At 64.1% G+C, this 22,128-nt stretch carries 28 protein-coding genes; 4 read left to right on the top strand and 24 right to left on the bottom strand.

Annotated features, from left to right (window positions below; translation table 11 throughout):
- Window positions 1-15: 15 nt before the first annotated feature.
- The 9 genes from IC232_RS16270 to IC232_RS16230 form a co-directional block, all read right to left on the bottom strand.
- Window positions 16-405, bottom strand: coding sequence for a RidA family protein (locus tag IC232_RS16270; protein WP_190846036.1), 390 nt, complete (start codon window positions 403-405; stop codon window positions 16-18).
- Between the two features lie 87 nt (window positions 406-492).
- Window positions 493-1,902, bottom strand: coding sequence for a serine/threonine protein kinase (locus IC232_RS16265; RefSeq protein WP_190846035.1), 1,410 nt, complete (start codon window positions 1,900-1,902; stop codon window positions 493-495).
- Between the two features lie 3 nt (window positions 1,903-1,905).
- On the bottom strand, window positions 1,906-2,646 hold the full coding sequence (locus IC232_RS16260; RefSeq protein WP_190846034.1) for a metallophosphoesterase family protein: 741 nt from the start codon (window positions 2,644-2,646) through the stop codon (window positions 1,906-1,908).
- 58 nt (window positions 2,647-2,704) lie between these two features.
- Window positions 2,705-3,895 (bottom strand): lytic murein transglycosylase, encoded by a 1,191-nt coding sequence (locus tag IC232_RS16255; protein ID WP_190846033.1) that lies wholly within the window; start codon window positions 3,893-3,895, stop codon window positions 2,705-2,707.
- A gap of 81 nt (window positions 3,896-3,976) precedes the next feature.
- Window positions 3,977-4,357, bottom strand: coding sequence for a cupin domain-containing protein (locus IC232_RS16250; RefSeq protein ID WP_190846032.1), 381 nt, complete (start codon window positions 4,355-4,357; stop codon window positions 3,977-3,979).
- Between the two features lie 30 nt (window positions 4,358-4,387).
- The gene (gene leuD, locus IC232_RS16245) at window positions 4,388-4,990 is read right to left on the bottom strand and encodes a 3-isopropylmalate dehydratase small subunit (RefSeq protein ID WP_190846031.1); all 603 of its coding nucleotides are present in this window, start codon (window positions 4,988-4,990) and stop codon (window positions 4,388-4,390) included.
- A gap of 97 nt (window positions 4,991-5,087) precedes the next feature.
- A complete protein-coding gene (locus tag IC232_RS16240) occupies window positions 5,088-5,900 on the bottom strand; it encodes a YdcF family protein (RefSeq protein ID WP_190846030.1) in 813 nt (270 codons plus the stop codon).
- A 36-nt stretch (window positions 5,901-5,936) separates the two neighbouring features.
- Entirely contained in the window at window positions 5,937-6,344 is a 408-nt protein-coding gene (locus tag IC232_RS16235; RefSeq protein ID WP_190846029.1) for a metallopeptidase family protein, read from the bottom strand.
- Window positions 6,345-6,348: 4 nt separating this feature from the next.
- Window positions 6,349-6,618, bottom strand: coding sequence for a hypothetical protein (locus IC232_RS16230; protein ID WP_190846028.1), 270 nt, complete (start codon window positions 6,616-6,618; stop codon window positions 6,349-6,351).
- Window positions 6,619-6,738: 120 nt separating this feature from the next.
- Between IC232_RS16230 and IC232_RS16225 the strand changes: the two genes are divergently transcribed.
- Window positions 6,739-7,032, top strand: coding sequence for a hypothetical protein (locus tag IC232_RS16225; RefSeq protein ID WP_190846027.1), 294 nt, complete (start codon window positions 6,739-6,741; stop codon window positions 7,030-7,032).
- Between the two features lie 76 nt (window positions 7,033-7,108).
- On the opposite strand, the gene leuC is transcribed toward IC232_RS16225, so the two are convergent.
- The 3 genes from leuC to IC232_RS16210 all read right to left on the bottom strand — a co-directional run bounded on the left by leuC (window position 7,109) and on the right by IC232_RS16210 (window position 10,150).
- On the bottom strand, window positions 7,109-8,515 hold the full coding sequence (leuC, locus tag IC232_RS16220; RefSeq protein ID WP_190846026.1) for a 3-isopropylmalate dehydratase large subunit: 1,407 nt from the start codon (window positions 8,513-8,515) through the stop codon (window positions 7,109-7,111).
- 229 nt (window positions 8,516-8,744) lie between these two features.
- Complete coding sequence (rplS, locus tag IC232_RS16215; protein ID WP_190846025.1) at window positions 8,745-9,122, bottom strand: 50S ribosomal protein L19; 378 nt, start codon at window positions 9,120-9,122, stop codon at window positions 8,745-8,747.
- A gap of 356 nt (window positions 9,123-9,478) precedes the next feature.
- Window positions 9,479-10,150, bottom strand: a complete 672-nt coding sequence (locus IC232_RS16210) for a winged helix-turn-helix transcriptional regulator (protein ID WP_190846024.1) — start codon at window positions 10,148-10,150, stop codon at window positions 9,479-9,481.
- 104 nt (window positions 10,151-10,254) lie between these two features.
- Between IC232_RS16210 and IC232_RS16205 the strand changes: the two genes are divergently transcribed.
- The gene (locus IC232_RS16205) at window positions 10,255-11,208 is read left to right on the top strand and encodes a PLP-dependent cysteine synthase family protein (protein ID WP_190846023.1); all 954 of its coding nucleotides are present in this window, start codon (window positions 10,255-10,257) and stop codon (window positions 11,206-11,208) included.
- A 13-nt stretch (window positions 11,209-11,221) separates the two neighbouring features.
- Here the strand turns inward: IC232_RS16205 and IC232_RS16200 are convergent, their stop codons facing one another.
- Window positions 11,222-11,698: an Lrp/AsnC family transcriptional regulator gene (locus IC232_RS16200; protein WP_190846022.1), complete on the bottom strand. Its 477-nt coding sequence runs from the start codon at window positions 11,696-11,698 to the stop codon at window positions 11,222-11,224.
- Between the two features lie 97 nt (window positions 11,699-11,795).
- Between IC232_RS16200 and IC232_RS16195 the strand changes: the two genes are divergently transcribed.
- Window positions 11,796-12,716 (top strand): DMT family transporter, encoded by a 921-nt coding sequence (locus tag IC232_RS16195; RefSeq protein ID WP_190846021.1) that lies wholly within the window; start codon window positions 11,796-11,798, stop codon window positions 12,714-12,716.
- An 80-nt stretch (window positions 12,717-12,796) separates the two neighbouring features.
- Here the strand turns inward: IC232_RS16195 and IC232_RS16190 are convergent, their stop codons facing one another.
- The 7 genes from IC232_RS16190 to IC232_RS16160 form a co-directional block, all read right to left on the bottom strand.
- Window positions 12,797-13,141: a hypothetical protein gene (locus tag IC232_RS16190; protein ID WP_190846020.1), complete on the bottom strand. Its 345-nt coding sequence runs from the start codon at window positions 13,139-13,141 to the stop codon at window positions 12,797-12,799.
- A gap of 75 nt (window positions 13,142-13,216) precedes the next feature.
- A complete protein-coding gene (gene trmD / locus IC232_RS16185) occupies window positions 13,217-13,900 on the bottom strand; it encodes a tRNA (guanosine(37)-N1)-methyltransferase TrmD (RefSeq protein WP_190846019.1) in 684 nt (227 codons plus the stop codon).
- Window positions 13,897-14,625 carry a ribosome maturation factor RimM gene (rimM, locus tag IC232_RS16180; RefSeq protein WP_409564934.1) on the bottom strand — a complete coding sequence of 243 codons (729 nt, stop codon included), beginning with the start codon at window positions 14,623-14,625 and terminating at the stop codon, window positions 13,897-13,899. The genes trmD and rimM overlap by 4 nt, the downstream gene beginning before the upstream one ends.
- 8 nt (window positions 14,626-14,633) lie before the next feature.
- Entirely contained in the window at window positions 14,634-14,999 is a 366-nt protein-coding gene (rpsP, locus tag IC232_RS16175) for a 30S ribosomal protein S16 (protein WP_190846017.1), read from the bottom strand.
- A gap of 1 nt (window position 15,000) precedes the next feature.
- Complete coding sequence (locus IC232_RS16170; RefSeq protein WP_190846083.1) at window positions 15,001-15,339, bottom strand: chorismate mutase; 339 nt, start codon at window positions 15,337-15,339, stop codon at window positions 15,001-15,003.
- Window positions 15,340-15,345: 6 nt separating this feature from the next.
- On the bottom strand, window positions 15,346-16,902 hold the full coding sequence (gene ffh, locus IC232_RS16165) for a signal recognition particle protein (protein WP_190846082.1): 1,557 nt from the start codon (window positions 16,900-16,902) through the stop codon (window positions 15,346-15,348).
- Between the two features lie 2 nt (window positions 16,903-16,904).
- Window positions 16,905-17,120, bottom strand: a complete 216-nt coding sequence (locus IC232_RS16160) for a glutathione S-transferase (protein ID WP_190846016.1) — start codon at window positions 17,118-17,120, stop codon at window positions 16,905-16,907.
- A gap of 660 nt (window positions 17,121-17,780) precedes the next feature.
- Between IC232_RS16160 and IC232_RS16155 the strand changes: the two genes are divergently transcribed.
- The gene (locus IC232_RS16155; RefSeq protein WP_190846015.1) at window positions 17,781-18,845 is read left to right on the top strand and encodes an MBL fold metallo-hydrolase; all 1,065 of its coding nucleotides are present in this window, start codon (window positions 17,781-17,783) and stop codon (window positions 18,843-18,845) included.
- Here the strand turns inward: IC232_RS16155 and IC232_RS16150 are convergent.
- The 4 genes from IC232_RS16150 to IC232_RS16135 form a co-directional block, all read right to left on the bottom strand.
- Window positions 18,802-19,245: an HAD hydrolase-like protein gene (locus IC232_RS16150; protein WP_190846081.1), complete on the bottom strand. Its 444-nt coding sequence runs from the start codon at window positions 19,243-19,245 to the stop codon at window positions 18,802-18,804. The genes IC232_RS16155 and IC232_RS16150 overlap by 44 nt on opposite strands.
- Window positions 19,246-19,537: 292 nt before the next feature.
- Complete coding sequence (locus IC232_RS16145; RefSeq protein ID WP_190846014.1) at window positions 19,538-20,881, bottom strand: hypothetical protein; 1,344 nt, start codon at window positions 20,879-20,881, stop codon at window positions 19,538-19,540.
- 110 nt (window positions 20,882-20,991) lie between these two features.
- The gene (locus IC232_RS16140; protein WP_190846013.1) at window positions 20,992-21,252 is read right to left on the bottom strand and encodes an HAD hydrolase-like protein; all 261 of its coding nucleotides are present in this window, start codon (window positions 21,250-21,252) and stop codon (window positions 20,992-20,994) included.
- Window positions 21,249-22,001, bottom strand: a complete 753-nt coding sequence (locus tag IC232_RS16135; protein ID WP_190846012.1) for a GyrI-like domain-containing protein — start codon at window positions 21,999-22,001, stop codon at window positions 21,249-21,251. The genes IC232_RS16140 and IC232_RS16135 overlap by 4 nt, the downstream gene beginning before the upstream one ends.
- Window positions 22,002-22,128: the final 127 nt, after the last annotated feature.

Raw genomic sequence — 22,128 nt, 5'->3', positions numbered from 1 at the left:
TCATCGCGTTGATCGTTAGGCGGAGCCCTTCAAAGCCGTGACCTCGATCTCGATTTTCATCTCGGGGAGGAAAAGCGATTTGACGACCAGGAAGGACGTTGCCGGACGGATATCGCGCAGGACCTCCCCGCAGATTGCGAGAATGGCCTCGGCATCGTCCGTCTCGGTCGCATAATAGGTCACGCGAACGATATCCTTGAGGCTGGACCCTGCCTCCTTGAGGAAGCGCTCGATCGTCCGCCAGCAGTTGCGCGTCTGCTGCACCACGTCGTCCGGGATCTGCATGGTCTCATAGTCATACCCGGTCGTGCCTGCCATGAAGACCCAGGGATCCTGCACAACCGCGCGCGAATATCCGTAAGCCTTCTCCATGGGAGAACCGGAGGAAAGAAGCTGGCGCATCATGAAAGATCCCTTGATGTCGCCGCAAGCGTAGCAACGGATTTCCATGGCCTGCAAGCCTCCGCCGCCCCGAGCGGACAGAAAAGCCGGTCAGCCGTTCTGCGCGCGCCGGTCCTTGGGTGTCCGCACCACCGTCACCGAGCACGGCGCCTCCGCGACCACCTGGGACGAGACGCTCCCGAGGTAGCGCCGGAGCGCCGAGGACGCTCGCGCGCCGATCACGATGTGGTCCACATTGTTGTGGCGGGCGTAATCCACGAGCGCCGCCGCCGGATCGGGGGCCTCCAGCACGCTGTAGGAGATCCGCTCCTCCGGAACTCCCAAGGACGAGCCCCAGTGCTTGAGCTGCACGAGGCGCTGAACGTGGAGGCTGTTGCCCTCCGCATCCTCCAGGATGTCGACGGCGATGCGCGAGGTCTTCAGGATGTTGACGCAGGCGATGCGCGCCTCGGTCTCGAGCGACAGGATGCGCTGGACCATCAGGCGTAAGGCTTCGGCCAGATCCTCGCTGCCGGGGGAGAGATCGACGGCGGCAAGCACGATGGGCGCTCGGGAGAGCTGCCCGACGATGTTCGGCGTCTCGAGCGGCTGCGCTTTCCTTGCCTTGAGCCAGCGTCGGAAGGTCTTCATCCCGCTGTCCCGGGCCAGCCGATCGGCTCGCTCGGTGAGCTTCACCTGGTCGGGGTTGTCCAGGTCCAGCGCCAGCTGGGCAGCCGTCGCATAACGGTCCTGCGGGTGAACCTCCAGGCAGCGCAGGATGATCTCCTGCAGCCAGGGCGGGCAATCGGGGTTGAGCGCCCGCGGCGGCACCGGATCGCGCCACAGGCGCTTGCGAATCTGTCCGCCGCGCGGGTTGCCGAAGGGGCGCTCGCCGGTGACGAAAAAATACAGCATCACGCCGAGCGCGAAGAGGTCGCTGCGCGGATCGGCTCGGTCCTGCAGCACCTGCTCGGGGGCCATGTAGGGCGTGGTGCCGAAGGGCTCACGGAACTCCTCGGCCAGAAGATCGGGCAATTGCTCGTGCCGGGCGAACCCGTAATCGATGAGCACGATCTCGCCCGTCTCGCGGATCATCACGTTGCTTGGCTTGATGTCGAGATGGATGACCTTCTGCAGATGCAGGTCGTGCAGTGCCTTGGCCACCTTCGCGCCGATCGCCACCACCTCAGCCCAGGGCAAAGGCACCTCGTCGAGGCGGCTTTTGAGGGACTCGCCCGGAATCCGCTCCATGACGATATAGGGCATGGGATCGAGGGGCCCGGCCGCCACGAAACGCGGCACATGCGGCCCGGTGAGGCGCGGCATGATCATCTGCTCGGTCTCGAAACAGACGATGGGGAGAGGATCGTCGCTGTCGAGGAGCAGCGGGATCTTCATGATCAGTGGTGTCGCATCATCCTCGCGGGTCACCGTCCAGACCAGCGCCATGCCGCCGGTGCTGATGTGCTCCTGCAGCGTGAAACCATTGATCACCATGCCGGGCTCAAGACGCCAACGCATGCGTCAGCGGCCCTGTTCGAGACGAACCGCGAGCTTTTCAGGCAAGCCCGCCTCCCGCACCTTGCGGGCGGCCGTCGCCGTGTCATAGGGCACGCGCAGATAGCGCAGGGTCTGGCGGGCCGTGTCGAAGACCGCGTAGTTCGCCGCCGCCACCCCGTCCCGCGGCTGCCCGACGGCGCCGATGACGGCAAGCCATGTGCGGGTCGGCAGCAGCGGGATGTCGTTGTCGGCCACCGGCGAGAAGCTGCCCACCTTCGCGGTGGTGCTCATGTGGTAGAGCATGGGCACATGCACATGGCCGCAGAAGGTGATGTGCGCCTCGACCCGGGAGAAGTGGCGGATGGCCTCCATGGGTCCGTCCATGTAGTCCCAGTTGCGCGGGGCATAGCCGTTGGCATGGACGTAGAGGACGTTGCCGTCCTCATGGATGAGCGGAAGATCGGCCAGGAACCGGCGCTGCTCGGGCCCGAGCTGGCCGCGGGTCCACTGGATCGCCTGCCGGGCCGTGCTGTTCATGTCCTCGTCAGGGCCATCGATGGCCGCATCGTGGTTGCCCAGCAGCGCGACGGCGCCTTGGTCCACCATGGTCCTGATCGTATCCACGACCCAGGCCGGATCGGCCCCATAGCCCACATAATCGCCGAGGAAGACGAAGCGGTCGACCTTGAGCAGGCGCGCGTGGGCGAGGCAGGCGGAGAGCGCTTCGCGGTTGCCGTGGATGTCGGTGAGGATGGCGATGAGCATGGGAGCAGTTCAACTCCAAACGCATCGCCACCGCAACCAGCGAATGGCTGGCAGAGCCTTAGCCTCTCAAGGCCTGCAGCACCTTGCCGCCGGGCCGGCCGCGCGGCTCGAGGCCGATGCGGCGCTCCACGTCCTTGATGGCCTCGCGGGTCTTGGAGCCGATCTTGCCGTCCGGCTCGCCCACATCGTAGCCGCGGGCGGTGAGGAGGGTCTGCAGCTCGCGGCGCTGGGCGCGCGACAGCGGCGGATCGTCCGTGGGCCAGGCGGTCTGGATGCCGGGCAGGCCTTTCATGCGGTCGCCGAGCAGCGCGATGGCGAGCCCATAGGACTCGGCGGCGTTGTAGGAATAGACCGCATCAAAATTCTTGGTGACGATGAAGGCCGGGCCGTTCGCGCCCGCCGGGATGATGATGCCGGCAGCATAACCACCCTCGAGCGGACGCCCATCGACGCGGCGCACGCCCATGGCGGCCCAGGTGCTCAGCGGCTTCTTGTTCTTGCGTCCGGCAAGGCCAGCGTTGAAGTTTGCGGGCAGGCGTACCTCGTAGCCCCAGGGCAACCCATTCACCCAGCCGGCTTTTTTGAGGAAGTTGGCCGTGGAATGCACCGCATCCGGCACGGAGGCCATGATGTCGCGCCGCCCGTCGCCGTCGCCGTCGACGGCGAGGCGCTGGAACGTGGAGGGCATGAACTGGGTGTGGCCGAAGGCGCCGGCCCAGGAGCCGCGCAAGGCTGCCGGGTTGATGTCCCCGTCCTGCACGATCTTGAGCGTCGCCATCAGCTCGCCCTTGAAATAATCATTGCGGCGGGGCGCATAGCAGACCAGCGTCGAGAGCGACTGCACGAGCGGCCGGCCGCCGATATCCTTGCCGAAATTCGACTCCACGCCCCAGACGCCGGCAATCGCGTGGCGGTCGACGCCGAAGCGGGCCTCCGCCGAGGCCAGGGCCTGGCCCCATTGCCGCATGGCCGTGCGGCCGTCCTGCACCCGCTCTTCGTCGACGAGGGCCGCGAGGTAGTCCCAGATCGGCGTCTTGAACTCCGGCTGGTTGCTCATGAGGTCAAGGATGGTCAGATCCGGGGTGACGCCGCGGGTCGCGACATCGAAAGCCTGGCCGGAAATGCCCTTGGCGGCGGCCTGGGATCTCAGGCCGGCAAGGCATGAGCCGAAATCGGCCTGGGCCATGGCTGGGGTGGCAAGGCCAAGGCCTGCGAGAACGAACAGAGTGGGGGCAAGGAGATTCTTCATGCGCCGCACCTTGCAGGGAATTTGGTTAATCTTGTGAAAACGGAGCCGCACCTCACGCTTTCGTCATAAGGCATCCTCGGCTCAGCCGGCCTCGATCTCCGGATCGGGCAGATTGCACTGGATCCAGCGGTCGCTCACATGAACGTCGGTGGTCTCCAGCCGCCCTGGGCCGAGGTTGACGAACTTATGCGGAACATGGGCCGGGCCGAAAACCACCTGACCCTTTTCGCATTCGAAGCGCTCGTCGCCCACGGTGAAAAGCGCCCGCCCCTCACGGATGATGAAGATCTCGTCGTAGGGATGGACGTGCCATTTGGGCCCGCCGCCGACTTCTTCCGTGGAATAGAAGAGCACGGTCGCGCCGGTGCCGAGGGCGTGGCCCTCGACATGGCCTTTCCAGAAAAGGTCGGGGTGAGTCGCCCAATCGGCACGGCTGAGGACCTTAGGCTTGGCTTTCGTCATCGGTCATCCCCTGTCACTGAGGATGATATCTTAAGCCCAGGCGCGTTCCGAGAGCTTCTTCTCGAAGGTGTCGATGGCGGAGGCCTTTTCCATAGTCAGGCCGATGCCGTCGAGGCCGTTGAGCATGCAGTGCTTCTTGAACGGGTCGATGTCGAAGGTGATGGAGCCGCCGTCAGGGCCGCGGATTTCCTGCTTTTCCAGGTCGACGGTGAGCGTCGCGTTGGCCCCGCGGCTGGCATCGTCGAAGAGCTTCTCCAGGTCTTCCGGCGACACCTTGATCGGCAGGATGCCGTTCTGGAAGCAGTTGTTGTAGAAAATGTCGGCGAAGCTCGTGGAGATCACGCAGCGGATGCCGAAATCGAGCAGCGCCCAGGGAGCATGCTCGCGGGACGAGCCGCAGCCGAAATTGTCGCCCGCCACCAGGATCTTGGCATTGCGGTAGGCCGGCTGGTTGAGGACGAAATCCGGGTTCTCCGAGCCGTCCTCGCGGTAGCGCATTTCCGAGAACAGGCCGGTGCCGAGCCCCGTGCGCTTGATCGTCTTCAGGTACTGCTTGGGGATGATCATATCGGTGTCGATATTGATGATCCGCAGCGGCGCCGCGACGCTTTCCAGCACGGTGAACTTGTCCATGGTCCTCAATCCTTCAGGCGGCGCCTGAGCCGCTTTTCAGGTGCCTCATACCAAAGGGTTCCTAGATCGGCTAGGGCAACGATAGCCGCATGATGACTTAGTGTCTTACAGAATGGCTGGCCAAGCTGTTCTCCAATTGCGCATAGGCTGCTTCGATGGGTTCAGGAATGTCCACATGCGCAATGAAGCCCTTGCCTTTGGGGCCATAGCCGTGAGGGGCGTCGCGCAAACGGGGGATCTCTCCCATGACGAGGGCCAGGAAGCGGTCCATCGACCACAATCCGGCAATCCCATTCAGGTCGAATTGAAGCTCCTCTTTGGCCAGGCGAACGCGAGGGGTGAATGTCGGCCAGTTGAGGACCGTCAGGTCAGCGCGATTGCTCCAGACGTGACGGAATGTGGCATCGGCCCGCCTTTGCATGGTCGGGTCCTGGATGAGCAGGATCGTTCTCACCGGCAGGCCGGCATTCTCCAGAACCTTAAGCGAGAGCCGGGCGTTCTCGCCGCTGTTGGTGGAATCCGGCTCGATGAGAATGCTTGAGCGGTCAATGCTCCAGAACCGCTCGGCGATGTCTGCAAGAATGTGAGCCTCAGTTCGTGCCTCCGTGACCACGGCTCGATAGGCCGGATGCCTTGCAACCTTCCGGCGCAGAACCTCCGTTGCGTGACCGATGCCGCCCGTGATCAAGAGTTTGGGGCTGACACCGCCCTTCATGGCACGAAACGCACCCTCGGCTGTCTCGAGAACGCAATTGCCTGCCAGGATGACGCAATCGACGGATCCAGGTGCCATATTCTCCGGCAAACCGTCAGATCCCTTGGGACCGAAATCGTCCAAAGCCAGGAATGCAGCCACTTCGTTGAGGGCCGCTACACTCTGCGGAGTGAGCCGAACGGCGTTCTGATCCATGCGTGAGCTTCACAGGTAGGAGGTTGCGGCAGGGGATTAGCCAGCCGCCGCCTCGATGGCTTCCATGTCCTCGTCGGAGAGGCCGAAATGGTGGCCGATCTCGTGGACCAGCACGTGGGTGACGATGGATCCTAAGGTTTCTTCGTGCTCGGCCCAGTAATCGAGGATCGGGCGGCGGTAGAGCCAGACCATGTTTGGAAATTGCCCCGTCTGCATCATGGCGCCGCCCTGAGCGAGGCCGATGCCGCGAAAGAGGCCTAAAAGATCGAAGGGCGTTTCGCAGCCCATCTCACGCATGGTCTCGTCATCGGGAAAATCCTCGACCCGGATCACCACGCCCTCGCACAGGGCGCGAAACGCCTCCGGCAGGCGGGCATAGGCGTCCTGCGCCAGGGCTTCCATGTCGTCGAGGGAGGGGGCCTGAAGGGCGGCGAGATCGGTCATGGTCTTACAGAATGTCGAGCTGAACGAGGAGCCAGAAGCCGAGGACCACGACGCCGATCAGGGACAGGATGCGCCCGATGCGCCGGCCCCAGAGCTCGATCGGGTCCGTGCCGCCCTCCGGATCCATGGCGTCCTTGGCGCCGAAATGATCGCCCGCCCGCCGGCCCATGCGGGCAAGCGCCGAGGAGCCCAGGGTTTCCGTATCCCGCTGTACGCGCTCCAGCGCCTCACGGGCCTCGGAGGCTTCGCGATTCTCGCGCTCCCGGTCGTTCATTGGTCCCCTCCCGGCTTAACATTGGCTTCACCATGGCGTCTGGTGAATGGCTTCGCAACGGAACGCCTCCGAGGCTCAGCCGTTAACTGCCCCGGATAACCAATTCTTGAAGAGGCAACAATGCGTACGATTCTCGGTGTCCTGGCTGTGGCCGGGCTGACTTTCCTCGGCACCGGCACGGCGTCCGCCCAGGGCGTTGACGTGCGGATCGGTCCGAACGGCGTTCGCCTGGAGCAGAACCGCCCGGCCTATCGCGAGCGCATCATCGAGCGCCGCGTGGTGCGTCCCGCCCGCACCCGCACGGTGTGCCGCACGGTGGTCGAGGAGCGCGTCCGCCGGAACGGCGTCGTCGTCCGTCGTCCCGTCGAGCGCTGCCGCCAGGTGGTGGCCGGCCGCCGGGTTTATGTCGACTAGGCTCTAAAGCTTCCTTTGTAAAAAAGGCCGTGGCTCACCCGAGCCACGGCCTTTTCTTTTGTTTTGACGCTGTGGATCAGCCGAAGGTACGGATGTCCACGAAGCGGCCCGCGATCGCCGCCGCCGCCGCCATGGCGGGCGAGACGAGGTGGGTGCGGCCCTTGAAGCCTTGACGGCCTTCGAAGTTGCGGTTCGAGGTCGAGGCGCAGCGCTCGCCCGGAGCGAGGCGATCCGCGTTCATGGCCAGGCACATGGAGCAGCCGGGCTCACGCCAGTCGAAGCCGGCGGCCTTGAAGATCTTGTCCAGACCTTCGGCCTCGGCCTGCATCTTCACGATGCCGGAGCCGGGCACGATCATGGCGCTGACGGTCTCGGCCACGCGCTTGCCTTCGACCACCTTGGCCACCTCCCGCAGGTCCTCGATGCGCCCGTTGGTGCAGGAGCCGATGAACACGCGGTCGAGCGCGATGTCGGTGATCTTCGTGCCGGGGGTGAGGCCCATATATTCCAGGGCGCGCCACTTGGAGCGACGCTTGTTCTCGTCCTGGATGTCGTCCGGGTTCGGCACCACGCCGGCCACCGAGATCACGTCCTCAGGAGACGTGCCCCAGGTGACGATGGGCGGCAGGCTTGCGGCATCGAGGCGGATCTCGGAGTCGAAGAACGCGCCCTCGTCGGTGCGAAGGCTGTCCCAATAGCGTACGGCCGCATCCCAGGCCTCGCCCTTGGGAGCCTTGGGGCGGTCTTTCAGATAGGCATAGGTCTTCTCGTCGGGCGCCACCATGCCGGCACGGGCGCCGCCCTCGATGGCCATGTTGCAGACCGTCATGCGGCCTTCCATCGACAGGGACCGGATGGCCTCGCCCGCATATTCGATCACGTGGCCGGTGCCGCCGGCGGTGCCGATCTCGCCGATGATGGCCAGGATGATGTCCTTGGCGGTGACGCCGGCGGGCAGCTGCCCGTCCACGGTCACGCGCATGTTCTTGGCCTTCTTCTGGATCAGTGTCTGCGTGGCGAGCACGTGCTCCACCTCGGACGTGCCGATGCCGTGGGCGAGCGAGCCGAAGGCACCGTGGGTCGAGGTGTGGCTGTCGCCGCACACGATGGTCATGCCCGGCAGCGTGAAGCCCTGCTCGGGGCCGACCACGTGGACGATGCCCTGGCGGGTGTCGAGCTCATTAAAGTACTCGACGCCGAAATCCTTGGCGTTCTGGGCCAGAGCCGCCACCTGGGTGGCGGCTTCGGGATCCTCGATGCCGTGCGAGCGGTCGGAGGTCGGCACGTTGTGATCGACCACAGCGAGCGTCTTGTGCGGCTGGCGCACCTGACGGCCGGTCAGGCGCAGGCCCTCGAAGGCCTGGGGGCTGGTCACCTCATGGACGAGGTGGCGGTCGATGTAGAGAAGGCACGTCCCGTCATCCTGCTGATCGACGACGTGATCGTCCCAGATCTTGTCATAGAGGGTGCGGGCTTTGGCCATGGTTCTCTTCCAACGGTCTCAACAATGGTGATTTCAGCGTGTTTAACGGGTTCGCACTCTCGGGAGAAGATGCTCTGAGCGCACACCGCCTTGAAACGATCGCATAGCAGAGATGATAAAACGCGCAATTATATTTTTGTCGCGCCGGCTTTGCGCAAAGCTTCGTCCATCAGCAAAAAAGCGCGGTTTGCACCGCGCTTTTGCAAAACTTTGCCGGAAAAGGCGTGCCTTACTCGGCTGCAGCCTGGGGCTTCTTCTCGACGCGCTCGGTGATACGGGCCGACTTACCGCGACGGTCACGCAGGTAGTACAGCTTGGCGCGGCGAACGGCACCGCGGCGCACGACCTTGATCGAGTCGACGTTGGGCGAATAGATCGGGAACACGCGCTCGACGCCTTCGCCGTAGGAGATCTTGCGAACCGTGAAGCTCTCCTGGAGGCCGCCACCCGAACGGGCGATGCAGACGCCCTCGTAGGCCTGGATACGCGAGCGCTCGCCTTCCTTCACCTTCACGTTGACGATGACGGTGTCGCCGGGCTGGAAATCGGGAATGGTCTTGGCGAGCTTGGCGATCTGCTCTTGCTCGAGCTGCTGAATGAGGTTCATGGTCTTAACTCCTGCCGTTGCGTGGCCTCAGGGCAAGCCCCGGACCCGCTGGATTTCGGCGTCCTGTTTTAAGTTGAGGCCGCGCCTATACAGGAGTTCAGGGGGGTTGTCGAGCCTATCCACCTCCCGTCATCCCGGACGAAGCGCAGCGTAGATCCGGGATCGCGTGTAGGATTGGCCTCTGATCTCCCTCTCCCTGAGGGAGAGGGTTGGGGTGAGGGGTTACTGTCCTGTCCGGATAAACCTGTAACCCCTCACCCAGACCTGTGGTCCGACCTCTCCCACCGGGAGAGGTGAAAGGAGCCACACTCGTCTTGCGATCCCGGATCGGCTGCGCCGTCCGGGATGACCGGCCTTTAAGTCTTCGCCGCAGGCCCGACCTCCGCAAACAGATACCGCTCGAACCAGTCCGGAAACGCCTTTGCGAAATCTCGCGGCCCTTCCACCGTCAGCCCCATCCTTTGCGCCTCGGCAAAGCTCACTTCGCCGCGCCACCAGGCGACCAGCGCCGGCAGGCGGGCGCGGACGCGGAGCGGCTCAGGAAAGCCGGGGTTCTGGGTGCAGAGCGAGACCTCAGCCTCCTTCAGCAGCAGGAAGCGTGGCTGGCGCTGCCCCTCGATTTCGAAGCGGACGACAAGCGGCTCCTTTGGCAGGGCCTCCACGCGCACCCGCCGCTGCATGTCGACCAAAACAGGCTCAAGATCGAGGTCTTCGTCCTCAGCATTGCGCGGCATCCAGCGCTGGCCCCAGGTGCCGAGCGCGCCGACGATGCCCATCAACTCCTGGCCGGCTTCCGTGAGCGCATATTCGGGGCCATGCTCGCCCTCGATGCGCAGCACGACGCCTGTCTGCACCAGCGCCTGCAGGCGCTCGGACAGCATGGTGCGGGAGATGCGCGGGATGCCGCGGCGGATGTCGTTGAAGCGGCGGCTGCCGCAGAGAAGCTCGCGCACCACGAGAAGGGTCCAGCGCCCGCCGATGGCTTCATGAGCGCGGGCCACGGAACAGAACTGACCGTAATCTGCCATGGGCCAAGCGCTACCATGGCGGCCAAGGGCCGGGAAGTCCGGATTCCGGACCTGACAGGCCAGCGGCCTCGGCTTAACGAAGTCAGAGTTCTTGGAGCGAAGCCATGACCGCACAGCCCCGCAGCATTCTCGACCGCATCGGCAGCACCTCTCTGATCGCCCTGCGCCACATCGTACCGAGCAACGGCGCGTGCATTCTGCTGAAACTCGAGAACGAGAACCCCACCGGCAGCATGAAGGACCGCATGGCGCTCGCCATGATCGAGGCGGCAGAAGCGGATGGAGGCCTCAAACCCGGCGGCTCGGTCGTGGAATATACCGGCGGCAGCACCGGGGTGTCGCTGGCGCTTGTCTGCGCCGTGAAGGGATATCCGCTCGACGTGGTGACGTCGGACGCGTTCGCTCAGGAAAAGCTCGATCACATGCGGCTGCTCGGGGCGACGCTCCATATCGTGGAGAGCGACGGCGGGCGCATGACGGAAAAGCTCACCAAGGACATGATCGAGCAGGCCCGCATCATCGCGGAGGCGAAAGGCTCGTTCTGGACCGACCAGATGAAGAACCGGGACCAGCTCGCCGCCTACCATCGGATGGCGGACGAGATCTGGGAGCAGACGGGCGGTCGCATCGACGGCTTCGTGCAGAGCGTCGGCACCGCGGCTTCGTTGCGCGGCATTGCCGAGGGGTTGCGCGGCCGTCGCGACGACATTCGGATCGTCGCCGTGGAGCCTGCCGAGTCGGCGGTCCTCTCCGGCGGCCTATCCGGCGCGCACAAGATCGACGGCATCGGGGCAGGCTACGTGGTGCCGCTCTGGCAGCCAGCGATGACCGATGCAATTGAACGCGTTTCGACCGAGGAAGCCATGGCGATGGCGTTCCGCCTCGCCCGCGAGGAAGGCCTGTTCGCCGGCACGTCCACGGGCGCCAACGTCGTCGCAGCCCTGCGGCTCGCCGAACGGCTGGGGCCGGAAGCCACTGTCGTGACGGTCATGTGCGACACGGGCATGAAATACCTGAAGACCTTCGGGGCAAGGCTGGCAGCCAACGCCCACCCCTGACGCCGAAGCCGCGTCAAGGAACGGGCGGCAGCCGGCGCTTGACCGGGGAAGCCTTGACGATGGAGGTGCTGGTCTGGGCGCGTTGCGCAATGCGCTCCAGGATCGGGTCGAGCTCGTCGATGGAGCGCAGGAGATAGCGCGCCACGAAGCAATCGTCCCCGGTCACCTTATCGCACTCGATGACCTCGGGACTCTCGATCAGGAGTTTCTCCACGTGGTGCAGCTGTCCCGGCAGGGGCCTGATGCGCACGATGGCCGTGAGGGTGTAGCCCAGGGCCTTCGGGTCGAGTTCGACGGTATAGGCACTGACCACGCCGTCCTCCTCTAGCCGCCGCAGCCGTTCCGCGACGCTCGGAGGCGACAGGCCGACGCTGCGGGCGAGCTCCGCGTGGGAGAGCCTGGCATTGTCGCTCAGGAGCGCGATCAGCGCTTGATCGATCTCGTCCAGAACCGAGTTTCTGCTTTTAAGGTTCCTTGCGGAAACTGCCATTGCTTCGAAGGCCGATCGTTCAAGCTGCTTTCGATCCTGAAAGTACGCCGATCCCGGCAAAAGATAAAGTTCTGCCCTCATGACAGGAGGCGCAGCCATGAGATCGCAAGTTAGGTTGTCGGGACGGCTTGAGATGATCGCCGCGATGGCGCTCTCGGGCACCATTGGGTACTTCGTCGTCGAATCGGGCCAGAGCGTCTGGAACGTGGTGTTCTTCCGCTGCCTGTTCGGGGCCTTGAGCCTGTTTGCTTATTGCTGGGCGAAGGGGCTTCTCGCGCCTTGGCCGTTCTCCGCCCGGACGCTGATGCTCGCCATTGTGAGCGGTGCGGCCATCGTGCTCAACTGGGTGCTGCTGTTCTCGTCCTACGGGCATGCGTCGATCTCGGTTGCGACGGCCGTCTACAACACGCAGCCCTTCTTCCTGATCCTGCTCGGGATGATCCTGTTCGGCGAGCGGCCGACCGGAGACGCGCTCGGTTTCATTGCGCTTGCCTTCGTGGGCCTTCTGATGGTCACCCAGGTCGAGGCCGGCGGCCTCTCCTGGAGCAGCGGCTATGGAATCGGGCTTCTGCAGGCGCTGGGCGCTGCCTTCCTCTATGCGGTGGCGTCCGTCATTGTGAAACAGCTCAAAGGAATCCCGCCGCATGTGATCGCCCTCATGCAAGCCATGCTCGGCACCGTGATGCTCCTGCCGTTGGCCAACTTCTCCAACCTGCCGACAAATTTCCTGCCATGGGGATATCTGGCAGTGCTCGGCGTGGTGCACACCGGCATCATGTACATCCTGCTCTATGCGGCGCTCCAGAAGCTGCCGACGCCGATCATCGCCGTGCTCTCGTTCACCTATCCGGCCGTCGCCATTCTCGTGGACTACGTCGCCTATGGCCGCGACCTGACGCTCGGCCAATGGAGCGGCATCGGGCTGATCCTGCTCGGCAGCGCCGGGGTGAATCTCAAGTGGCGCCTGAGTATGAACCGCTCCGGCATGGGGCAGCATGCACGGCCCGCCAAGACGTGAGGGCGTTCGAAGCCGACAGTCCGCGATGCTGCCATGCCTCACCGGTTCACGGCAGCATCGATGACGAGTAAACCTGCTGCTTACTTGATAGCTGGCGGCGCCAGGGCCTGAGCCCTGCCGGCCATGTCCATGCACTCGGCTTCCTTGCCCTGCTGGTCGAGCTGCTTCGCCTGCTGGATCATCTGCATGGCCTGGTTGTGGCCCTGGTTCTGAGCCGTGACATTCACACCTTGGCCTGACGCAGAGGGCGAGCTCGGATTTGCAGAGCCTGTGGTCGCGGGCGCATCGATCGCAGGGCCGGCTCCCTCCTGCCGCGCAGAGATGGATTTCTCCAGTTCAGCGAGCCGTTGCGTGCAGGGTCCGGCCAAGCCGGGGCTGACGGAAATGAGAGTGAGGATTGTCCCAAGGATGATGCGGCTGACCATGTCGATCTCCCATGATCGGGTGCCCCGCCTCATTAATCCACGGACCGCATGCGACGTTCCGCAGGCAGAGCCGCTTCACCTCTCCAGCAAGTCCGGCCGCCGCTCACGCGTGATGCGCTCGGATTCCTCATGGCGCCAGCGCTCGATCATGGCGTGGTTGCCGGAGAGCAGCACGTCGGGAATGGGCCGCCCCTCCCACTCGCGGGGGCGCGTGTAATGCGGGTATTCGAGGCGGTTCGACTCGAAGCTCTCCTCCGTGCCCGAGGCTTCCTTGCCCATGACGCCGGGCAGAAGCCGCACGCATGAGTCGAGCACGATCATGGCGGCCATCTCGCCGCCGGAGAGCACATAGTCGCCGATGGACACCTCTTGCAGGCCGCGCGCCTCGATCACGCGCTCGTCCACGCCCTCGAACCGGCCGCACACGATGACCACACCGGGACCGGCGGCCAGCTCGCGCACGTAGCCTTGCGTGAGCGGTTTTCCGCGCGGGCTCATGAGGAGCTTCGGGCGCGGATCGTCGGCTGCTACATTCGCATCGATGGCAGAGGCTAGCACGTCGCAGCGGATCACCATGCCGGGACCGCCGCCCGCCGGCGTGTCGTCGACGGTGCGGTGACGGCCGAGGCCGTGGTCGCGGATGTTCTTCGCTTCCAACGACCACACGCCGCGCGCCAGCGCATCGCCGGAGAGCGACATCCCGAGCGGGCCTGGGAACATGTCCGGATAAAGGGTGAGGATGGTGGCGGAAAAGCTCACGCCTCGTCCTCGGGCTGAGGCTTGGCCGGCTCGAACAGATCGTCGGGTGCTGCTGCCACGATGCGCTTTGCCGCGATGTCGACCACCGGCACGAAGGCTTTGGTAAACGGCAGGAGCGCCGTGGGCCCCTTTTGCACGGGGGCAATTTCAAGAAGGTCGCCGCCGCCGTAATTGGGCACCGCCACAACAGTGCCGATGATGTCGCCGGCTTCCGTCTGAACGGATAAGCCGATCAGGTCGGCCAACAGAAATTCGTCGTCCTCGTCGGGCGGCGGGAGCTTGTCGCGCTCGACGTGGAGCTGCACGCGGTTGAGGGCTTCCGCAGCCTCGCGCGTGGTGACGCCGTCGACGATGGCGATGAGCAGATCAGGTGCGTCGCCGGGAGCGGCCCGCACGCTCTTGAGGGAATAGATTTTGCCGTTGCTGGCAATCAGCGGCCGATAATCGGCAATCGCTCGCGGATCGCCCGTATGGGATTTCAGCCGCACTTCACCTTTCAGGCCATGGGCACGACCGAACTCGCCGACAAGGACGAGCTCGTCTCGGAGAGCCGCCGCACCCCCTCCCCCCTGTGCGGGGGAGGGGGGCGAGCGGAGCGAGCCGGGAGAGGGGGCGTTCTTCACCTGAGTACGGCCCCTCTCCCGACCCTCGCTGACGCGAGGGCCACCCTCTCCCGCTGCGGGGAGAGGGCGAAGGTCCTGCTTGTTCGAACGCCCCCGCTTCATCGGGATGCTTACGCAGCCTCGCCTTCACCGGCAGGAGCGGCAGCCGCGGCGGCCTTGGCGTCGGCGCGCTCCTGGGACTTCTTGCCCGGGACGGCCTTCTCAGGGTTGTTGCGGGCCGGGCGCTTCATGAGGCCGGCGGCATCGAGGAAGCGCAGGACGCGGTCGGTCGGCTGGGCGCCCTTGGCGAGCCAGGCCTGGATCTTCTCGGTCTCGAGAACGACGCGGCCGGCATCATCCTTCGGCTTCATCGGGTCGTAGGTGCCGACCTTCTCGATGAAGCGGCCATCGCGCGGGGAGCGCGAGTCGGCGACGACGATGCGGTAGTAGGGACGCTTCTTCGCACCACCACGGGTGAGACGGATTTTCAGGGACATTCTATTCTCCTAGTGCTTCAGTTTTTAAACCGCCAACCGTGCCAGTGGCCTCATGATGGCGGATGACTTCCTTGACGATGAAGGCCAAGAACTTTTCAGCGAAGTCGGGATCGAGCTTCGCGGTTTCAGCGAGGGAGCGCAGTCGTTTGATCTGGGCTTCCTCACGGATCGGATCAGCGGGAGGCAGGCTGTAGCGAGCCTTATACTCTCCCACCTTCTGTGTGCACTTGAAGCGCTCAGCCAACGTGTGAACGAGCACCGCATCGAGATTGTCGATGGAGTCACGCAGGCGCTGCAGCTCAGCGCCCGCTTCACTCTTCTGGTGCGTCACAGCCGACATCATCGCTTACTTCTTCTTCCCGAACGGGAAGCCGCCGATGCCGGGAAGACCCGGGATCTTGCCGCTGCCCAAACCTGGGAGACCAGGCACACCCTTCGGCATCGACGGAAGACCGCCGGCGCCAGCGGGGAAGTCGGGCAGCTTGCCGCCCATCTGCTTCTGCAGGGCCTCCATCTGTTCCGGCGTCGGCTGGGGCATGCCGCCCATGCCGCCCCCGCCGATGCCGAACATCTTGCCGAGCTGGCCGGCCATGCCTTTGCCCTTGCCGCCGCCCATCATCTTCATCATGTCGGCCATCTGGCGGTGCATCTTGAGGAGCTTGTTGATGTCCTCGACCTTCATGCCGGCACCGGCCGCGATGCGCTTCTTCCGCGAGGCCTTGAGGATGTCGGGGTTGCGGCGCTCGGCTGGCGTCATGGAATCGATGATGGCGCGCTGGCGCTTGATGACCTTGTCGTCGAGATTGGCGTTCTCGAGCTGCGACTTCATCTTGGCGATGCCGGGCAGCATGCCGAGCATCCCGCCGATGCCGCCGATCTTCTCCATCTGGGCGAGCTGGTCGCGCAGGTCGTCCAGGTCGAACTTGCCCTTGCGCATCTTGTCGGCCATGCGCTGGGCTTTTTCGGCGTCGAAATTCTCGGCGGCCTTTTCCACGAGCGAGACGATGTCGCCCATGCCGAGGATGCGATTGGCGACGCGCGACGGATGAAACTCCTCAAGCGCATCCACCTTCTCGCCCGTGCCGATGAGTTTGATCGGCTTACCGGTCACGGCGCGCATCGACAGGGCCGCACCGCCGCGGGCGTCACCGTCCATTCGCGTCAGCACGATGCCGGTGACGCCGAGGCGCTGATCGAAGGCGCGCGCGGTGTTGACCGCGTCCTGGCCGGTGAGCGCATCGGCGACGAGCAGAACCTCGTGCGGGCCGGTGGCGGTGCGCACTTCGGCCGCCTCCACCATCAGGGCCTCGTCCACGGTGACGCGGCCGGCGGTGTCGAGCATGACCACGTCGTAGCCGCCAAGACGAGCGGCTTCCATGGCACGCCGGGCGATCTGCACCGCCGACTGGCCGGCGACGATCGGCAACGTGTCGACGCCCACCTGCTTGCCCAGCACCGCGAGCTGCTCCATCGCGGCGGGGCGGCGGGTGTCGAGGGAGGCCATGAGCACCTTGCGGCTCTCGCGATCCTTCAGGCGCCGGGCGATCTTGGCCGTGGTCGTCGTCTTGCCCGAGCCCTGGAGACCGACCATGAGGATGCCCACGGGGGGCACCGCGTTGAGGCTGATGACCTCCGCGTCCGCGCCCAGCATCTCCACGAGCTGGTCGTGGACGATTTTGACCACCTGCTGGCCGGGCGAGACGGACTTCACCACCTCGGCGCCGACCGCACGGGCGCGCACCTTGTCGGTGAACGAGCGCACCACCTCCAGCGCCACGTCCGCCTCGAGCAGGGCGCGGCGGACCTCACGCAGGGCCGCGTTGACGTCTTCCTCGGTGAGCGCGCCGCGGCGCGTCAGCCCGTTGAGGATACTGGAAAGCTTATCGGACAGGCCTTCGAACATGATCACTCAATTCCTCTTGCGATGAGAGGTACATCGCGATCCTCAAGGGCTTTTTCAAAGTGGCTTATGGCCGCCTCGAACTTGTCGCGGCAGCCGGGATTGCAGAAGCCGACCACTTCGCCGCGATAGAGGGTGAGCGAATCCGCCGCGATCGGTTGTCCCGACCACGGGCAGGTCTCGTTGATCGCGTCCTCGATACGCAAGGCCTTGTCCGACATCCGTTCATCCCTTGGCACCTTCGCAGCCTCATCCTGAGGAGGATTGCGTGGGCAATCCGTCTCGAAGGACGAGGCGTCTCCAGCGCCCGCTGGACCCTCCTTCGAGACGCCTGCTCCGCAGGCTCCTCAGGACGAGGGTCTGTGTTGTGGAGAAACCCAAATGAAAGCGCGCCCGAGGGCGCATCGCGCTGTCGGACGTTGACCTCCAGCCTCTCGGGCTGGTCGGCGGCTCAAAAGGGCTCGCTCTACAGATTTGCGGCCAGCAATTAAGGGCAAACGGCACGAGAGTCAAGGAAAAGCCCGACGATGGAAAGTATTGGAGCTTTCAACCCCAGTCATCCCGGACGAAGCGCAGCGCAGATCCGGGATCGTGCAAACCAGCCTAGTACTGTCATCCCGGGGCCGCGCAGCGGAGCCCGGGATCCATAACCGGCAACGATGCAGAATGAAGCGTGACGCTGTTCGCTCTGTTCTGAAACGTCGTGGTTATGGATCCCCGCCTGCGGGGGGATGACAGTGTCGAGGTTCACAGCCACATCCTGCACGCGATCCCAGATTGGTTTCACCGTCCGAGATGACGCCAAGGTGATGTCAGCTGAACCCTTGCCGATCCGCTCCCGCATCCCCACGCTTAAAGCTTCGCCGAGGATCCCTGCTCCGATGAACCGCCGCACCCTGCTCAAAGCGCTAGGCCTTCCCGTCATCGCCGCCACCGGGGCGCTGGGCTGGGTGACCGCCGCGCGCTCGAAGAACCGCTACTATGACGGCCCGGTCAGCGATCATTTCGATGGGGTGCGGTTCTTCACGCCCGGGCAGCCGCAGGACAAGGGTCTGCTCGAATTGGCACGCTGGCGCCTTGGCGGCGGGCGCAAGGACTGGCCGGAGAGCTTTCCGAGCCCCTTCCGGGACAAGCCCCCGGCCCAAGTGCCGGGCCTGCGCTCGGCGCTCATCGGTCACGCGTCGTTCCTGATCCAGGTGGCGGGCCTCAACATCCTCACCGATCCGGTCTTTTCCGAGCGGGCGAGCCCGGTCTCCTTTGCCGGCCCCACGCGGGTCAATCCGCCCGGCATCGCCTTCGAGGACCTGCCGCCCATCCACGTGGTGCTGATCACCCACAACCACTACGACCATCTCGACACCGACACCTTGGGCCGTCTGTGGCAGCGAAACCGCCCGAAATTCGTGGCGCCGCTCGGGAACGATGCGGTGATCCGGGCCGAGCATCCGGAGATCCCGGTCGAAACACGCGACTGGGGCGGCGCCATTGACTTGGGCAACGGCGTCACGGCCCATTTCGAGCCCGCCTATCACTGGTCGGCGCGGGGCATCAACGACCGGCGCATGGCGCTGTGGTGCGCCTATGTGCTCACGACCCCGGCGGGTACGATCTACCACATCGGCGACACGGGCTTCGGCGACGGCAGGATCTTCCATGCGGTGCGCGAGCGTTTCGGCAAGCCTCGCCTCGCGCACCTGCCCATCGGTGCTTATGAGCCGCGCTGGTTCATGCAGCCGCAGCACATGAACCCGGACGATGCCGTGAAGGTGCTGCGCATCGTCGAGGCCGAGCAGGCCCTCGGCCACCATTGGGGCACCTTCCGGCTCACGGATGAGGGCGTTGAGGAACCGCTGCAGGAGCTGGCCGTCGCTTTGCAGACGGCCGAGATTCCGGGGGAACGTTTCAGGGCGTTGCGGCCCGGCGAGGCATGGTCGCCGTCCGTGTGACGACCGGCTCCACGAGATCCTTCGGAGCGTCCACGAGGCAGGAGACGCCGGCATCCAGCAACTCCTGCCGCGAACCGTAGCCCCAGGTTACGCCGATGGACGAAAGTTCATTGGCCTTCGCCCCGATAACGTCATGCTTCCGGTCGCCGATCATGACGGCTGCTGACGGGTCGAAGCGCTCCTGCTCGAGGATATGCCGGATGAGATCGCGCTTGTCCGCGTTCCGGTTGTCGAGCTCCGAGCCATAGATATCGATGAAGAATCGTGACAGCTCGAAATGATCGAGGATCCGGCGCGCGAAGACCTGGAGCTTCGATGTCGCCACATAGAGGCGGACACCCTTCTCCTGCAGATGCTGAAGCAGGGCCGGAATGCCCGCATAGACTTCGTTTTCGAACAGGCCGGTGCGACTTTCTTGTTAGACGGAAAATCACGAAAGCGTTTACTGTGGTCGCATGAGGTCAGCCGTTCTGCGCCTGTTGCTTCGCGAGGCGTGCGACCTGCGTCGCGGCAGTTGGTCAGCAAGGAAGAAGCGATTGCCGCCCACGAAAACGACATAGAGGGCGTTGAGGAAGAAATCGCGCAGCTTCAGGCCGAGCTCAAGGAGAGAGGGAATTGCTCTGGATCGCCCGCTAAAGAAAAAGGCGGGCCGAGAAGCCCGCCTTTTCATGATTGTTCACCTGCGGATGGCTTCAGGCCAGCACATCAACGACCATCTTGGTGCTAGCAAGGTACTTGCCATTGTCCTTGTCGAAGGCTTGCAGTTCGAAATCGAACTGGCCTGCGCCGTAGTTGTAAGCCTGAATGCCGTCCGTGGTCGGGTCGATGTCGATCTGGTTCTTGATCGCCGCGAATCCATAGTTGAGTGAAAGCTGGCCGTTGGCAACGAAGGTCGGATACTCGACCATCTTCGTTCCAGCCGTGGCGTCCACATCGATCAGTAACTTGAACGTGAACGCGTCGTCCTCACCGGCTGCAAGGATCGTAGCGGCCACGTCCACGCTCCAGTCAGCGCGATCCGCGTTGTCCGGGGAAGCGCCAGCGCTTACGGCGTAATGAGCCACGCCATCCACAAAGGTCGGAGCATTCAGCGTGTCGCCGCCATTCGGGCCGAACTCCTTGGCCTTGATAGCAAGCTCAATGCCTGCCCCTTCATGGCGTGTGATCACCATCTTGGCAGCGCTGTTGCCGGTGCCGATGATCAGATCGTCCGTGCCAGCCTTCTGAGCCCGCTCGTCAGCCATGCCGAAGTAGCTGTCGGTCCAGTCGGGACGTTCCCAGCCCTGATCGTAGTCGTAGGCGCGCACCTTGTCGTGCGACGCGCCGCCCACATCTCCGCTGTTGCCGCTGAACACGCCGCGCTGGAAGATGCCGCTGTTGCCCGTGGCTTCGATGCGGGCGAGCAGGTCCGCGCGTTCCTGTGTGCCCACAGGGAATCGGCTGTCGAAATCAACCGGATTGAAGTTGCCGAGAAGGTTGTCGTGAATCGACTGATCACGGGTTGCGTTCGACTTGCCAGTGAACTCCGTCAGGGGCTCACCACCGGCCTTCAGGTACTCCAGATATTCGACACCAAGCTTGATGAAGGCGACGTTGATCTGCGTGTTGTAATAGGAGCCGGTCGAATAGACTTCGTCATAGGCGTCCCACATCAGCTTGAAGTAGTCAGCCTTGGAGCCGTTGACAGTGTCGAGCACGCCGCCGAAGTTGATGCCGTCGAGGTTGACGTTCTGGCTTACCCCCGTGCCCGGTACAGCCTCGGAGATCGTAACACCGGTCACGTTAAGATCGCCAGCACCCTTGAAGACATAGGACTTGCCGTCGAGGTACGACGCCGCCATCGTCACGTTGGCGCCAGCATCCTTGATATCGAAAGTGGTGACGGAAGCCCACTCGTCCTTGGTCAGGACACTGGTTGCCCCATCCACGAAGTAGATTTTAACCCTGCCGTTAGCGAGGGTTTCGAAGCTGTAGTCACCGCTGTTGTTGAAGGTCAGAACGCCGTTTGCCAGCGTCACTGGCTTAATGCTCGCCATTTATGTCCCCTTATGTCGTCGTTCGACGTGTGAGGTTTATAAGGCAAGAATTGGAGGAAGTATCTAATCCATAGGTGTTGAGGAAATCCATTCGAAGAGGGCCTTAGTGGCTATCGCACATTTAACGAATCATGATCGAACAGGCGGATAGTGCCATAGCGTTCGCGATAAAGGCGCACGGCGTCCCGCACCTCGTCCGATTCGCCCAGAAGTTCTGTAAAGCCTGCGAATATCGGCGGCCCTATCATCCAGGTGAGTTCATCTGGTTCCCGAGCAGGACGTCCCAGTTTGTCCAGGGCGTATTGGACCGAGCGGGTGATGCCTGTTTTCGGATTGGTCAGGGTCCCGTCGAGGTCGAAGAGCGCGATCATTCTTTGGGCTGAACGTAGATGTTAACCTCGAAGTTGGTGTCCTGCGCATCCGTGAAGTCGCTTACGTATTCCTCGATGAACGCGTCCTTGGCCACGATCTCCTTGATGTCGAGATAGGCCGTGATCGTCTCGTAGGTGCCGTCGATCTCGTCATAGGCATCCTTGTGCACGAAGCGGAAGGACTTGCCCTCCGGCGTGCGGCCGAACTTGATCTCAGGCGTCAGTTCCGTCTTGCCCTCCGGCACCTTGGCGACCGGCACCATGGCCTCGTACTTGAAGCCGTTGTCGTCGGTGTCGACGAAGATCGTGAGCGGCCGGCCCGCGGGCGCGATCCCGGCCTTTTTCATCTCGCCGTCGATCTTGGCGAAAGCGTTTTTTAGGTTGTCGTAAGCCTCATCCCAGGTACTGGTGCCGGCGAGCATCACCGTATCCTTGGACACGAGTACGCCCTCCTCCACCCCGGTCGGATCGCTCGGGTTCGGGAACAGGGTCGCGCGAGCCGCCTCCTGCACCGGGGCCGGGCTGGCGGGAGGCGGGGACGTCGGGGTGGCGGGCGCAGGCTGAGCCGTCGCGGGAGCCTGGGGCTGGGCTGTTGGTGCCTGCGGGGGTGTGACCGGCGGTGCCGCAGGAGCGGGCGCAGGCGTCTCGATTGCGGCCGGCGGCGGGCTCGCCGGCGGGGGTGTCTGCGCCAGCGCCACGCCGGAGCAGAGGGCCAGGATCAGGACAGGAAGAGAGAAGCGCAGCCGCATGAGAAGAACGCCTTACCCGCGAATCAAGAAGGGATACCTTGCTGCACCATAAGGGGCTTTGAACAAGGCTGCGAGAGGATCACCAAGCCGCTGTGGAGAGACGGATTGCAGCAGGGCTGCACAACAA

Source organism: Microvirga sp. (assembly GCF_014699075.1).
Taxonomy (GTDB): Bacteria; Pseudomonadota; Alphaproteobacteria; order Rhizobiales; family Beijerinckiaceae; genus Microvirga.
This window is presented reverse-complemented; position numbering and strand designations above follow the sequence as displayed.